Genomic DNA, 14,867 nt, shown 5'->3' with positions numbered 1-14,867 from the left:
TGGACAGTCGTTTCGACCTATGTTTCTTAACGTTTGCGAATAATATCAGGATCGAGTCATGAGCCGATGGCGGCTACTATCCAAGTTTGATAATCGTCCATCCCATCCGAGAACCCGATAGTGGGGTGTTAATTTTACGATATTGGGTCTGATACGTTGCGAGTAACGGGGAAATACCCTCGCGAAGACTACGGCTAGGATCGAAATCCAATTATCACCTCCGATAACCATGGCTGACAATTTATGTAGTGACGAAATCACGCGTTCCCTATCCATGGATTTCGCTCGACGGTTGGTGCCGAAAGCTATCCGACGCAGGTACGCGGTCAAGTTCGGGATCGCGCTGCTCATACTCGGGCTGTCGGTCGGCCTGATCGGATACGGCGCAACGGGAGCAATCACGACGCAGATGGAGGATCGGGTCCAGGACGATCACGCATCCGCGGCCGGGCAGGAAGCCCAGAGCCTGCAGATGTGGAACGAACAGAACGAACACACGATCGGGACGATCACCCGATCGGACGTCGTCGCCAGTGACGATCCGGCGGCGATCCAACATCGCTTCCTCGACTGGGAGGAACACTTAGACGCTGATACGTTCGAGATCTCCTACGTCGATATCAGCAACGAGACGGTGACGGCGAGTACCAACGAGGAACTCCGCGATGGGTCGATAGACGATGTCAACAACGTCCCCCGCGGAGCGTACTCGGACGCGACCGAGACCGTTCCCTGGGTCTCCGACGCCTATCTCGCCGAGGGAGAGTTCGGCCAGAACACGACCGTGATCACCTACGTCCAGCTCTCGTCCGAAAACAGCGACCGAGCGGTCGTCTACACCGCCGACCTCGAGGCGTACGCGAATCAGCTTCAGGACGAGACGGGAGTCACGACGGTGGCCCTCAACGGCGACAACGAGGTCATGCTCGACAACGCCGGCTACGGCGAAGATCACGAGACGCTCGGCTACACCTACAGCGACGACACCGGCCTCGCCCAATCCGCACGGACCGAGGGCGCGACTACCCAACAGGTCGCCGGCTCGGACCTCTCGTTCGATAACTACGCCTATGGCCTCGGCGAGGACAACGAAAACGACTACGTCGCCAGTTCCGCCCGCGTGTTCGGGACCGACTGGGTCGTCCTGACCGTCGAACCCGCCGATCAGGCGCTCGGGTTCGTCACCACGATTAACGAATGGGGTATCTACGCGACGCTCCTCGGCGTGCTCATGATCGGGATGGTCGGTGCCGTCCTCGGCCGGAACACCGCCGTCTCGATCGATCGGCTCACCGACAAGGCGAGCCAGATGGAAGAGGGTAACCTCGACGTCGACCTCGAGACCGAGCGGATCGACAACATCGGTCGGCTCTACGACGGCTTCGACTCGATGCGCGTCGCCCTGCGCGAGCAGATTGAGCAGGCGGAAGCCGCCCGCGAGGACGCCGAACGCGAACGCAAGCGCGTCCAAGAGATCAACGACGAACTCGAAAAGACGGCCGCCGATTACAGCGACGTGATGGAAGCGGCCGCCGACGGGAATCTGACCGCCCGGATGGAGGCGGACGGCGACAACGAGGCGATGGCCGAGATCGCCGAGGACTTCAACGAGATGCTCGACGAGATCGAGCAGACCATCGCCGAGCTCAACCGGTTCGCGACCGACGTCGCGACCGCCTCCGAGCAGGTGACGGCCTCGAGCGAGGAGGTTCGCTCGGCCTCCCAGCAGGTCACCGAGTCGATTCAGGAGATTTCCGACGGTGCGGATCGACAGAACGAGTCGCTGCAGTCGGTCAACCAGGAGATGAGCGGCCTCTCGACGACGACCGAGGAGATCGCCGCCTCCTCGAACGAGGTGGCCGACATCGCCGAGCGGACCGTCGACACCGGGAAGGAAGGGCAGGAAGCCGCGCAGGCGGCGATCACTGCCATGGACGAGATCGAGAACGAGGCCGGCAGCGCAGTCGCCGAGATCCGCCGGCTCGAGGAAGAGGTCCAACAGATCGACGAGCTGATCAACACGATTTCCGAGATTGCCCGACAGACCAACATGCTGGCGCTCAACGCCAACATCGAGGCCTCCCGCTCCGCCGGTGGGAGCAGCGACGACGAAGGGTTCTCGGTCGTCGCAAAGGAGGTCAAGGCACTCTCCGAGGACGTCGCCGAGGCGGCCGACGAGGCCGAAGACCGGCTCGAGGCGATCCGCGAGCGGACCGAGGAGTCCGCCGCCGAGGTCGAAGGCACGAGCGAAGACATCGAAGACGCCAGCGAACAGGTCGAGGAAGCGGTCACCGCGCTCGAGGAGATCGCCACCCTCGCACAGGAGACGAACGTGGGCGTCCAGGAGATTTCCGCGGCGACCGAAGAGCAGGCGGCCTCCACCCAAGAGGTCGTCGCGATGGTCGACGACGCGGCGACGATCTCCGAGGAGACGACCTCCGAAGCCGAGAACGTTGCCGCCGCGGCCGAAGAGCAGACCACCGCGCTGACCGAGGTCACGAAGTCCGCCTCGAGCCTCTCCGAACAGGCCTCGCAGCTGTCCGAAGCACTCGACCGCTTCGACACCGACATCGACCGCGACGAGGTCGACATCGAGTCAGCGTTCGACGTGGACGCGGAACTCGACGCGGCCGAGCCGAACTTCGACGTGGACGATGCCAGTGAGACGAACGACTCGGAGCAGGGGATCACGTTCGATGCGGATGCCGACAGCGAGCAGGCCGAGCCGGACGAGACTCTGACGTTCGACGAGGGTGCAGACGACGCGGACGACGCGGACGACGACGCGATCGAGTTCGACGCCGAACCGGGCGCGGACAACCAGTCGGCCGAAACCGAGGTCGAACTCGAGGGCGAGCAGGCCGCCGAATCCCTCGAGACCGACCCGTCGGCCGACGGCGTGACGGCTCCCGACGCCGGCGACGCGTCGGCGACGGAGGAGCCGGCCGATGCGGCCGAGATGGGTGCAGAGGAGATCCTCGGAATCGAGGAGAACGATGGCAACGGGTTCGACCCAGCGACCGAGTCGACCGATCCGCTCGCCGACGAGACGACTGAGTCGGCCGCGGACGAGACGGCAGATCCGCTCGCGGACCCCGACCTCGAGACGACGACCGAGACCGAGGACGCCGACACCGACGCGGCCGAGGACGCGGCACACGCGGTCGAACCGGTGACCGAGCCCGAGGACGGGACTGACGCGTCGGCCGGCCAGCCGCTCGAACCGGTCGACGCCGAGGCTGCCGACACCGAGTCGGCCGCTGCGGCCGACGAGAGCACCGATAGCGACGGCTCGCCGACCGATGACGACCTCGCGAGCGACGACGGGAGCGAGGACAACGACACCGAGACCGATGCCGACGAGAGCGGGTCCGAGAGCGACGACGTGTTCACCTTCGGCACGTCCGAAGACGACGAGTAACGCCGCGAACGGTCTCGAGTAGACGGACCGCCGCGGCTTCGTCCCGATTCGGGTCGCCGGCGGTACTCTTCGTGCGATGCCGTCGGCGCTTTTTCTGCGATGCCGTCGGCGCTTTTCCTGCGATGTCGTCGGCGTCGTTCGCTACCTTTTTGACTGCCGTCTCGGAAGGAATCGGCATGCTCACCGTGCGGGCGCCTGCGACGAGTGCGAACCTCGGGAGTGGCTTCGACGTCTTCGGCGTCGCTCTCGGAACGCCCGCCGACGTGGTCCGGGTCGAACGCGCCCCGGAAACGACGATTTCGATCACCGGTGCCGGCAGCGAGTACATCCCGGAAGACCCCGCCAAGAACACCGTCGGTGCGGTCGCGGAGGCGCTCGACGCCCCGGCCCGCATCCGGATCGACAAGGGCGTCAGACCGTCCTCGGGACTGGGGTCGTCGGCCGCGAGCGCGGCCGCCGCCGCCATCGCGTTGAACGCGCTCTACGACCGCGGCCGCTCACGGGAAGAACTCGTCCCCGTCGCGGCCGAGGGCGAGGCGCTCGTCTCCGGCGAGGCCCACGCGGACAACGTCGCGCCCTCACTGCTCGGCGGCTTTACCGTCGTCACCGACGACGGCGTCACGCAAGTCGACGCGTCGGTCTCCGTCGTCGCCTGCCTGCCCGATATCTCCGTGTCGACGCGCGACGCGCGCGGCGTCGTCCCCGACTCGGCCCCGATGGACGACGTCGTCACCACCGTCGGCAACGCCGCCACGCTGACCGTCGGCATGACGCGAGACGATCCGGATCTCGTCGGCAGCGGCATGAACGACGATATCGTCACGCCCGAACGCACCCGGCTCATCACCGGCTACGACCGGGTTCGCGAGGCCGCCCTCGAGGCGGGCGCGACCGGCGTGACGGTCAGCGGGGCCGGGCCGGGGATCCTCGCGGTCTGTCACCGACGGGACCAGCGGGCGATCGCCTCGGCGATGGTCGACGGCTTCGACGCAGCCGGCGTCGACAGCCGGGCCTACCAGACCGCGATCGGGCAGGGCGCGACGCTGTACCGGGACGACTCGTAGCCGCGGATGGGAACGAGTACCGACGGCCTCCTCGCACTGATCGCGCTCGCCGCGTTCCTCGGTCTCGCCTTCCTCACCGATGCATCGCTCTCGATTTACTTCCTGCCCGTCGGCGGGACGGGGACGATCGTCTTCGAACTGCTCGCCGCTCGAGACCCGGCGCTCGTTCGGGACTACTGGGAACGGTGGCCGGTCCAGCTCGCGTCGCTTGCGGTAGCGATCGGCGGAGCCGCCGTCGGCGCTCGAGTCGCGCCGGTGCCGGTGCTGTCACTGTGCTGTGGTGCAACGCTAACGTATCTGGTCTTTCTCGCGCTTCTCCGAACGGGTATTATTCCGCCGCTCGAGACGTGGTGGGAGTCGGACACGTAGCGGTCAGATTCACACGCTCCGGACGGGAGAGCCACAAAACGAGCGTGCGTGCCGATCGGTCGGCGGTTCGGCAAGTCAGTGTACGGGTTGGGATTCGGTCAGTCGCCGATCAGACGCCCCGGCCCTGCATCTTCTCTTCCTCGGGGAGATCGACGTTCGCGTCGCCTTTCATGCTCTTGCCGAGGTTCTTCGAGATCTCGGCGAGGGTCTCGGGGTCGTCCCAGTTGTTGGTCGCCTCAACGATCGCCTCGGCCATCTCCGGCGGGTTCTCCGCGCCGAAGATCCCGCTGCCGACGAAGATGCCGTCGCACTCGTGGTGCATCATGAGCGCGGCGTCGGCGGGCGTCGCGATCCCGCCCGCGGCGAAGTTGACGACCGGCAGTCGCCCCATCTCGGCTGTCTCGTGGACCAGTTCCGCGGGCGCCTCGATCTCTCGAGCGTAGGCCTCCCGTTCCTCGTGTTTCATCCCCTCGAGTTCGCGGATCGCGCCCTTGATCGTCCGCTGGTGGTGGACGGCCTGGTTCACGTCGCCGGTGCCGGCCTCGCCCTTGGTGCGGATCATTGCCGCGCCCTCGTCGATCCGGCGCAGGGCTTCGCCGAGATTGCGCGCGCCGCAGACGAACGGTGCGGTGAAGTCGCGCTTGTCGATGTGGTAGGCGTCGTCGGCGGGGGTGAGCACTTCGGACTCGTCGATCATGTCGACCCCGACGGCCTCGAGGATCTGGGCCTCCTTCGTGTGGCCGATTCGGGATTTGCCCATAACGGGGATCGAGACTGAATCGACGATTTCCTCGACGTCCGCGGGGTCGGCCATCCGGGCGACGCCACCGCGTTTGCGAATGTCCGCGGGGACGGCTTCCAGCGCCATCACCGCGACCGCGCCGGCCTCCTCGGCGATGCGGGCCTGCTCGGGGTCGACGACGTCCATGATGACGCCGCCTTTCTGCATCCGTGCGAAGCCGCGCTTGACGAGATCGGTCCCGCGTCTGAGTTCCTCGAGGTCGGTTTCCTCGGTCATACTACGCGGTTTGGAGCCCCGCCACTTACGCGTGTTCGTTGTGGCCGATTCGGCCGCAGGGGCCGAAATGGTTCGGGAGCCGCGACGTTCGCGGGACGCTCGAGCGCTCGAGCGGCCGCGTCACCCATCCACCCGCTCACCCTCGAACAGGTGCGCACGAACGGACGACCCGTACAGCCGCGCGATGGGTCGTCGCCACAGCCCGAGTTCCTCGGCCAGTTCCGGCGCGACCTCGAGTCGCGTGCCGATCGACGGCCCGAGGCCGAGCGCCACCTCGCCCCGAATTCGGGCCGTCGTCCGCAGGAGCGCGCCGTCTTTCGTCGTGTAACTGGCCATCGTCCAGTCGCGCGCGGTCGGCTCGAGTCGCGGGCGGGCGATCTCGAGGCGGACCGATTCGTCTCCGTAGCGGCCGCCGTCGACGACGGTACGGACGCCGTCCGGCCCGTCGGTTACCGTGATAGCGGCCCGCTCCTTGGGATAGCCCCAGATCTCTCGGCCGAGCGCGACCGACGGGTCGGTCGTCACCGGCAGCCAGTGGACGTAGCCGCCGATCTCGCCGTCGGCGAGCTGTGCGCCCGGGAGGCTCGTCTGGCTCCCGCGGACCGCCGGGACGATGACGGCGAACTCGTCGTAGGGCTCGAGTCCGGTCGCACCTCGAGTGCCACCGCCGACGCGATGGTACTGGATCCCGACGAGCGTGACGCAGCCGATACCGGGTGCGATCGCGAGCGACGAGAGCCCGTCGGGCAGGACCGCCTCGAGCCGGCTGCGCCGCGCCGGAACGGTAACGCCGCCCATCGCGAACGAGAGCGCGAGCGGGAGCGCGACCTCGTGGCCGGTCGAGAGTTGCCGTCGCGTCCGTTCGTCGACTGCTGTCATGGCTGACACTACGGCGGGGTCGATCGTAGTAGTACGGGACCGTGCGCAGCGATAACCGCTACTGTTTTGCGGGTTCCGTCCGTCGCGCCGGACAATGACCGCGTCGACGCTGACGGCGGACTGCGAGCGGCCCGACGACGAGTCGCTGCCAGCGTATCTCGCGCCGGTGCCGACGACGCTCGAGGAGTTGGGGCTGCGGTTCGCGTGGCTGGTCGTGGCGATCAACCTCGCGGGGACGGCCTTCGGGTTCTGGTACTACTCGGGGCAGTTCACTCGGACCGCGACTGTGCTGTGGCCGTGGGTGCCGGACAGCCCGCTCGCGACGCTGTTCGTCGCGCTGGCGATCGCCGCGTGGAAACTGGGCCGCGAGCAGCCGTGGCTCACCGCGCTCGCGTTTTTCGGTAACCTCGTGCTCGGGCTGTGGACGCCGATGACGCTGCTCGCCTTTGCCGACTCCTACGCGTACCTCTCGCCGGTGATGTTTCACTTCCTCTTCTGGAGCCACCTCGCGATGGTCGTCCAGGCGCTGGTCCTCCACCGGATCAGCGACTTTCCGGTGTGGGCCGTCGGCGTCGCCGCCGTCTGGTACTGGAGCAACCTCATCGTCGACTACTTCGTTCCGATCGTCGGCGAGCCACACCACACGATCATCCCCGTTGCGCGGGACACCGCCATGTTCCTCGAGGCCGACGCGCTCGGCGTGATCGCTGCGGGCGAAGTCACCTTCGTACTGCTCGCAGTGTTTCTCGCGCTCGCGATCCGGGTCAAAAAGTGCGAAGCCGCCCGGAGTCGGGCGTAGCCCCGACTCGAGCAACGGCGGTCATCTACAGGCCGTCGACGGACGCGAGTTCGAGGTACGGATCCAGCGAGCGGGCGGCGGCCCGGCGCTCGACCGTGCCGGCGTCCGCGTCGTACCGCAGGACGTCCGCGTCGATCAGCTTCCGCAGGTGGTTGTGGTGGAATTCGACGGTGATCCGGTCGATCCGCTCGCGAGTCGACTGTCCCTCCCGATCGGCGATTCGGTCGATGAGATCCTCGAGGCTGACTGCCCCCACTTTCTCGGAGAGGTAGTACAGTGCGTATCGGCGCTGTTCCTCGAGCAAGAGCTCGAAAATCGTGTTCGGGGGAAGGGGCCGATCGGTTCCGACGGGGTTGGCGTCTGAGGTATCTGTCTTCATGGTGCTCTGTACTCGGCTTACACGGCGGCGAACGACATGGCGGCTCGTTCCGACTTCAGCAGAGCACGCGTCACGATTGTCCGGTGTCGTCATAACTATTCTGTTACTGGCGGGGTTTTCGGCCGTATTTCGTGACGTTCAACACGGAGAGACGGACGCGAGAACGGGATAGTCAGAATTCGTGGAACGACAGCGAGAGCGCGCTGCGGTGTTACTCGAGGATGACGACGGCCGACTCCGTTTCGACCATCTCGCCCTCGCCCGAGTAGGTGCGCTCGAGTTCGACCTCGAACAACTCCTCTTCGAGTTCCTCGCCGGCGACGCGCAGCACGCCGGCGTCGTCGTCAATTTCGTACTCGCCGCTCTCGATGCCGGCGTCGATCTCGCCGACCTTCGAGCCGAACTTCGGGCCGAGCGTGGAGTAGTCGAGGTCGATTTCGGCGACCTCGGTCGTGATCTCCGGCGGCTCCGCGAGCACGTCGAGTTCCCGCACGTGCATCACGTGCTGGATCGCGTCCTCGAAGCCCTCGATGGGGCCGTAGACGGCGACCGACTCGAGGTCGGCGTTCAGCGGTAGCTGGTTTTCGCTCTTGTAGCGACGCAGCGCCGAGATGACTTCCATGGCGGTCTCGCCGGCCTCGAGGTCAGCATCGTAGCCCTGTGGGCTGGGCCAGTCATGGACGTGGATGCTGTCGTTCTCGAGGGTCTCGGAGTCGTCGCTGTAGACGGCCTGCCAGATCTCCTCCGTCGCGTGGGGCAGGAACGGTGCCCACAGCTCGAGGAACGTGCGGTGGGCGGTCCGCAGCGCGTACTGCGTCGAGGGGTTGTCCTCTCGGGTCTTGGCGATCTCGAGGTAGTCGTCACAGAACGTGTTCCAGAAGAAGGTCCGCAGCCGGTCGCGGGCCTTCGCGAACTCGTAGTCCTCGAGGTGGGCGGTGAGGTCCGCGACGGCGTCGTCTAGCTCGGCGAGGAGCCAGCGGTCGATCGCCTCGAGGTCGGCGGGCTCGTCGGGATCGGCGGGCGCGAGCGTGTCGACGAGTTTCGAGGCGTTCCAGAGCTTGCGCAGGAGCTTCTCGCCGGCCCGGAGGTCCTTCTCCTGATACGGGAAGTCGTCGCCGACCGCGGCGCTTGCGGCCCAGAACCGGACGGCGTCGACGGGGTAGTCCGCGAGCACCTCGTCGGGTGCGACGACGTTCCCCCGCGATTTGGACATCTTCTCGCGGTTCTCGTCTAACACGTGGCCGTTGATCATCGTCGCGTCGAAGGGCACCTCGCCGGTGTGCTCGTAGCACTTGACGATGGTGTGAAACAGCCAGAACGAGATGATGTCGTGGCCCTGCGGGCGCAGGTCGAACGGGTAGAGTTCGGGGTTGTCCATCGTGAACGCCTCGCTCTCGGCGTCCCAGTCCCAGCCGGCGTTGATCAGCGGGGTCAGCGAGGAGGTCGCCCACGTGTCGAAGACGTCCTCTTCGGCCTCGAACTCGTCGTGGCCGCACTCCGGACAGGCCGAGACGGGGGGCTCGTCCGAGAGCGGATCGACCGGCAGGTCCTCACGGTCGGCCATGATCGGGTGATCACAGTCCCCGCAGTACCAGACCGGGAACGGAATGCCCGAGTCACGCTGGCGCGAGATTAGCCAGTCCCACTCGAGGCCCTCGATCCAGTGCTCGTAGCGGGCGAACATCTTCTCGGGGTACCAGTCCATCTCCCGGCCGGCCTCGAGGTACTCCTCCTTGTGGTCGAGGATTTCGACGTACCACTGCTTGGAGACGCGGTACTCGACGGCGGTGTCACAGCGTTCGTGGACCTGCACGGCGTGGGTGATCTCCCGGCGGTCGCGGAGGTAGCCCTCGTCGTCTAAGTCCTCGACGATGGCCTCGCGGGCCTCCTCGGTGGACATGCCCTCGTAGGGGCCGGCGAGGTCGGTCATCGTCGCGGACTCGTCGATGGCCACGCGCAGCGGGAGGTCGTGGGCTTGGTACCACTCGATGTCGTTCTGGTCGCCGAAGGTACAGCACATCACGACGCCGCTTCCCTTCTCCATGTCGACGCGCTCGTCCTCGATGATCGACACCTCGTGGCCGAAGATCGGAATCCGAGCGGTCTCGCCGACGAGGTCCTGATTCTCCTCGTCGTCCGGGTGGACGAAGACGGAGACGCAGGCCGGGATGAGTTCCGGTCGCGTCGTCGAGATGACGAACTCCTCGCGCGGGGCGTCCTCGCCGACGAGTTCGAACGCGATGTCGTTAAAGTGCGAGCCGCGCTCGTCGTCTTCCATCTCGACCTGCGAGATGGCCGTCTCGCAGTCGGGACACCAGATCGCGGGTGCCTTCTTCCGATACTCGCGTCCCTTCTCGTGGAGGTCGAGGAAGGAGAGCTGGGAGATCCGCTGGACGCGAGGTTCGATCGTCTTGTACGTGTTGTTCCAGTCGATCGAGGTTCCGAGGTTCTGCATCTTGCGGGTGAAGTCGTCCTCGTACTCCTGACAGACCTCGCGGCAGAGTTCCTGGAACTCCCGGCGCTCGTAGTCCTGATGGCGGATGTCCAGTTCCGACTCGGTCAGGCGCTCGCTGGCGATCCCGTTGTCGTCGTAGCCGAAGGGAAAGAGCACGTCGCCGTCGTGCATCCGCTGGAACCGGGCCGCGAAGTCCTGCAGCGTCGAGCCGTAGAGGTGGCCCATGTGCAGGCTGCCCGAGACCGTCGGCGGCGGCGTGTCGATCGAGTAAACGGTGTTCGGATCCCGCTTTTCGTCGCCCTCGTAGGCGTAAACGTCCTCGTCGATCCAGCGCTGCTGCCAGCGCGATTCGACGGCGTCGGGATCGTAGCCGCCCTCGAGGCTGGGCTCGTCGTCGGCGTGTTCGGGCGTGTCCGTGCTCATGGTCTCACCGCCCGTCGCGGGCGTGGTCGGTGCGTCGATCGCCGGAAGTGCGGTTGACTGTCGTCCATAGAGTGGTCCGTTGCTCGGTGAATACCGGTCGGCGACAATACATCCGTCGAAACGGGGTGGTGAACGCGGGGCTAGTGCGCCCCTACGAAAACGCCGGCGCGCGGACCGTCGAACGAACCGAACGCAGCCGTGACGGGCGTCGCCATGTGTTCGTTATCGAGCGGCGACCGGGTTAGGTGTTTCGCGTCTCAGCGACCGCGACCGGGCCGTAGACGGGTACTCACGCGCGGGACGAGGACCAGACTGTCGGAAAGCACACGAAGCCACACACCCGCGCCGCGACGGCACCGATCGCGGCGACCCGACGGCGGCCTCGCGGGCGTCGGTCACTGCTGTGGCGGGTCGTCGAGTTCGATATCGGCTCGGTCGTGGAGCGCGCCGTCCCGGTCCCTGAGATGGGCCGGCGAGCGGTCGTTGTGGACGGCGAGGGCCTCGGAGACGATGCTCATCGCGATCTGATGCGGTGTCTCGCTCCCCAGATCCAGTCCGATCGGCGTGTAGACGGACGCGAGTTCCGCCTCCGTGAACGTTCGATCCTCCTCGGCGAACGCCTCGAGCATTTCCTCGAAGCGCTTGCTCGGTCCCATCAGACCGACGTAGGGGACCGGCGACCGCACGAGTTCGTCGAGGGCGAGCCGATCGTCCACGAAGTTGTGACTCATGACGACGGCGTACGTCCGCTCGTCCAACTCGAGCGTCTCGCGGATGCGTGCGGGCGCCGTCGAGACGGTGCGATCCGCGGCGGGGAACCGGTCGCTCGTCGCGACGGCCCCGCGGAAGCCGACGACGATCACCCGAAAGTCGGCCAGCGTCGCCAACCGGACGACCGGGGCGACATCGTGTCCCGACCCGAAGACCACGAGCTCCGGCGGCGCGGCGATTCCGTCGAGAAAGAGCGTCACCGCCGAACCGCCCCTGTCGATCGTGACCGTCTCCGCGGTGCCGGCCGGCGCGAGCGCCGATGCGGACTCCTCGAGCCGGGCCGTCACGTCGTCGGGCCACGTCCCGGATAGCTCACGGAACTCGCCGGCGTCGGCGTGGTAGTACGCACGATCGCCGCGGGCGAACGCCGCGTCCTCGCTCTCGAGGACCGTGACGACCGTACAGTCACCGCCGTCGTCGACTACGCTCAGCGGTGGTTCGAGTGTGTCGGTGAGTGGTTCGAGGAAGATATCGATCACGCCGTTACAGCCGATACCGAGTCCCCACACGTCGTCGTCTCCGCTCAAGTCGAATCGCTCGAGCCGAGGCCGCCCGGACTCGAGGACGGACGCCGCGAGCGAGCGAACTTCGTCCTCGAGGCAGCCCGCGGTGAGGCTCCCGACGCCGTCCCCGTCGCCGTCGATCAGCATTTTCGTCCCCGGCCGGCGGTACGCGCTTCCCTCCACGCGGACGATCGTCGCGAGAACCGCTCGCCGATCCGACGTACACGCCTCGCGGACCGCGCCGAGGACTTCCGTCTCGGGCACGCTCCAGTCTTGCGAAGTCATATCATGACTTGGCCGCTCGTATAATTATACTTTCTCGTGGTCAGGACGGCCGGTCCGCGTTCGCGTCGCCGCGCCCGTCGTACTCGTAGCCGATCCGACCGTGAACGCCGCGAAGCGAGAGCTGTCTGGCGATCTCCTCGAGGTCTGTCGGCCGGGCGAACCCGAACAGTCCGTCGACGAACGGAGCGGCGACCGCCATGCCGCGGCAGGCGGGCTCGTATTCGGCGTCGGCCGCCAAGGGATTGAGCCAGAGGACCGCGTCCGCTCGCGCCGAGAGCCAGTTCATCCCCCGTTCGAGCCGATCGAGTTCGCCGACCTCGAGGCCGTCACTGATCACGAACACGGCCGTCTCTCGGTCGACGACCTCGGGATAGTCGTTCCGAAGCGTCGAGAGCGCGTGCCCGATCTTGGTGCCACCGCCCCACTCGGTCTCGGCCCGCTCGAGGGCCGCGATCGCGCGTTCGGACGACGGTTCGTCGAACTGCGCCGTGACCTCTCGCAGACTGGTATCGAAGAAGAAGATGCGGACCGATCGCCAGTCGGCGTGCAGCTGCCGAAGGACGCCCAGCAGAAACCCGCGATCGACGCTGTCGAGGACCGAACGGCTCACGTCGACGAGGACGACGGCGTTCACCGCCGTTCGATCGTAGTCGTATCGCTCGACGTCGAGAACTGTTCCGCCGGTCCCGAAGCTCCGGCGCAGCGTCCGGCGGACGTTCAGTTCGGAGCCCGTCGGCGCATCCGTGAAGCGTCGCCCCCGTTTCCGTCCCAGTACGCGACCGATCCGCTCGAGCGGCTCCCGAACGTCCGCGGCCGTCGCCGTGACGGCGTCGACGGCGAGCGGTTCCGAGCGACCGGTCCGCGTGGACAGCGCGTGGAACCCGTGCCTTCGGTCCGTTTCGGTGTCGGGTTCGTCGTCTCCGCCGACGGACGCGTTCGATTCCGTCACGGACGACCGGGCGCGTTCGGTCCGCTCGAGCGAGTCCGCGGTATCGCCACCCCCGTCCCGACTCGAGGCACCGCCCCGTGGCACCGCGAAGGGCTGCGTCGCCCCGTCGCGGGCCGGAGGCGATTCGGCGGTACCCTCGCCGGTGAACCTGGCCCAGAAGGCCGGAAAGCAGCGTTCGAACGCGGCGATGTCCGGCCGTCGAGAGATCAGCGCCGCCCGAAGGGCGACACGGACCGTCGGCTCGTCGTACTCGGTGAGCGCTGCGAGGGCTCGAGCGGCCGTCACGCTCGCCGTCGGCGGGACGGTCGCGCCCTCGGCCCGGAGCGCGTCGGCGAGCCTCACTACCTCGTCTACGACGTGGTCCCGGACGATCTCGAGACCGGCGGACTCGGGGGGATCGGTCACTGCGCCTCCGTCCGCTCCCGAGCGTCGCGGGCCGCCCGGGCGAGGGTCTCGAGGAGCTCGTCGTCGATACGGGACGCGTCTTCGACCTCCTTCAACAGACACGACAGGGTCCGATCGATCAGCTGCGGCGAAAGCGACGCCGCGGGTTCGCTACTCCCGTCCTCGCTCGCGGATCGAAGCTCGAGGAGCGCGCGAGACCAGTCCAACGTCTCCGCGATCCCCGGCCGTTTCAGCAGGGGCTCCTCGCGGAGCCGCTGGACGACGCCACAGATCTCCGCGGCGGTCGCGCCGTCCAGCTCCGGCACTTTCCGCTGGACGATCTCTCGTTCCTTTTCGAACGACGGCGGTTCCACGTGGAGGTACAGACAGCGCCGCTTGAGCGCGTCGCTGAGGCCGCGCGTTCGGTTCGACGTGAGCAGGACGATCGGGGGAACCGACGCCTCGATCGTCCCCAGTTCCGGTACCGAGACCTGGAAATCGGAGAGGAACTCGAGCAACAGCGCCTCGAACTCCCGATCGGCGCGGTCCACTTCGTCGATGAGGAGGACGGCGGGGCGGTCGCGGTCGCCCGAGAGCGCCCGGAGCAGGGGCCGCTCGAGCAGATACTCCTCGTCGAACACCGAACCGTCGTCGGTGACCCCGCGCTCACCGGCCTGCACCGAGAGCAGCTGTTTCGTGTAGTTCCACTCGTAGAGCGTGTTCTCGGCCGCCAACCCCTCGTAGCACTGTAACCGAACGAGGTCGGTCTCGAGCCCGTCCGCGAGCACCTTTCCTAACTCCGTCTTCCCGCTCCCGGGTTCGCCCTCGATGAGCAGCGGCTTCCCGAGCCGGAGCGCGAGCAACACCGGGATCAGGATGTCGTCCTCGGCGACGTACCCCGTTCGGTCGAAGACCCGTCTGAGATCCGCCTCGGTATACTCCGCGAACGGGGTGGCAGTCGGCTCAGTCATGCGCGCTCGCGGTGAACCGGCATCGGTCCGCTCCGAGCCATCGATAGTTATTGGTTCGCAGATCCATTGGGAGTTCGTCTCGTTCCACGGTGTTCCAGACGGTAAATCTTCCTCGAGAAATAGTCACCGAGGCGAACGGTCGGTCGAACGAGCAGGCCGAGATATCGGTGCCGGGGTCGCACTCACAGCGGGCACTG

At 66.7% G+C, this 14,867-nt stretch carries 11 protein-coding genes; 4 read left to right on the top strand and 7 right to left on the bottom strand.

What is annotated here, in order from left to right; translation table 11 throughout:
* The first annotated feature begins 274 nt into the window (after positions 1-274).
* The 3 genes from FEJ81_RS03360 (at position 275) to FEJ81_RS03350 (ending at position 4,854) form a co-directional block, all read left to right on the top strand.
* Positions 275-3,421 (top strand): methyl-accepting chemotaxis protein, encoded by a 3,147-nt coding sequence (locus FEJ81_RS03360; protein WP_138243945.1) that lies wholly within the window; start codon positions 275-277, stop codon positions 3,419-3,421.
* A 176-nt stretch (positions 3,422-3,597) separates the two neighbouring features.
* Positions 3,598-4,485, top strand: a complete 888-nt coding sequence (locus FEJ81_RS03355; protein WP_138243944.1) for a homoserine kinase — start codon at positions 3,598-3,600, stop codon at positions 4,483-4,485.
* Positions 4,486-4,491: 6 nt separating this feature from the next.
* Positions 4,492-4,854 carry a hypothetical protein gene (locus tag FEJ81_RS03350; protein ID WP_138243943.1) on the top strand — a complete coding sequence of 121 codons (363 nt, stop codon included), beginning with the start codon at positions 4,492-4,494 and terminating at the stop codon, positions 4,852-4,854.
* 109 nt (positions 4,855-4,963) lie between these two features.
* Here FEJ81_RS03350 and pdxS read toward each other — a convergent pair whose 3' ends face one another.
* The gene (gene pdxS, locus FEJ81_RS03345; protein WP_138243942.1) at positions 4,964-5,872 is read right to left on the bottom strand and encodes a pyridoxal 5'-phosphate synthase lyase subunit PdxS; all 909 of its coding nucleotides are present in this window, start codon (positions 5,870-5,872) and stop codon (positions 4,964-4,966) included.
* Positions 5,873-5,992: 120 nt separating this feature from the next.
* A complete protein-coding gene (locus FEJ81_RS03340; RefSeq protein WP_138243941.1) occupies positions 5,993-6,751 on the bottom strand; it encodes an acetoacetate decarboxylase family protein in 759 nt (252 codons plus the stop codon).
* Between the two features lie 94 nt (positions 6,752-6,845).
* On the opposite strand from FEJ81_RS03340, the gene FEJ81_RS03335 reads away from it, so the two are divergent.
* The gene (locus FEJ81_RS03335) at positions 6,846-7,550 is read left to right on the top strand and encodes a DUF1405 domain-containing protein (protein WP_138243940.1); all 705 of its coding nucleotides are present in this window, start codon (positions 6,846-6,848) and stop codon (positions 7,548-7,550) included.
* A 25-nt stretch (positions 7,551-7,575) separates the two neighbouring features.
* Here FEJ81_RS03335 and FEJ81_RS03330 read toward each other — a convergent pair whose 3' ends face one another.
* From FEJ81_RS03330 to FEJ81_RS03310, 5 genes are all read right to left on the bottom strand, one after another.
* The gene (locus tag FEJ81_RS03330) at positions 7,576-7,929 is read right to left on the bottom strand and encodes a DUF7344 domain-containing protein (RefSeq protein WP_138243939.1); all 354 of its coding nucleotides are present in this window, start codon (positions 7,927-7,929) and stop codon (positions 7,576-7,578) included.
* A 211-nt stretch (positions 7,930-8,140) separates the two neighbouring features.
* The gene (locus FEJ81_RS03325) at positions 8,141-10,807 is read right to left on the bottom strand and encodes a valine--tRNA ligase (RefSeq protein WP_138243938.1); all 2,667 of its coding nucleotides are present in this window, start codon (positions 10,805-10,807) and stop codon (positions 8,141-8,143) included.
* Between the two features lie 395 nt (positions 10,808-11,202).
* Complete coding sequence (locus FEJ81_RS03320) at positions 11,203-12,366, bottom strand: XdhC family protein (protein WP_138243937.1); 1,164 nt, start codon at positions 12,364-12,366, stop codon at positions 11,203-11,205.
* A gap of 40 nt (positions 12,367-12,406) precedes the next feature.
* Entirely contained in the window at positions 12,407-13,720 is a 1,314-nt protein-coding gene (locus tag FEJ81_RS03315) for a VWA domain-containing protein (RefSeq protein WP_175416345.1), read from the bottom strand.
* Positions 13,717-14,670 (bottom strand): AAA family ATPase, encoded by a 954-nt coding sequence (locus FEJ81_RS03310; RefSeq protein WP_138243935.1) that lies wholly within the window; start codon positions 14,668-14,670, stop codon positions 13,717-13,719. Before FEJ81_RS03310 ends, FEJ81_RS03315 begins: the two co-directional genes overlap by 4 nt.
* Between the last annotated feature and the right edge of the window lie 197 nt (positions 14,671-14,867).

Source organism: Natrinema versiforme (assembly GCF_005576615.1).
Lineage (GTDB): Archaea > Halobacteriota > Halobacteria > Halobacteriales > Natrialbaceae > Natrinema > Natrinema versiforme_A.
Note: the sequence above shows the minus strand (reverse complement) of the source record. Positions and strands in the feature narration are given on the sequence as shown.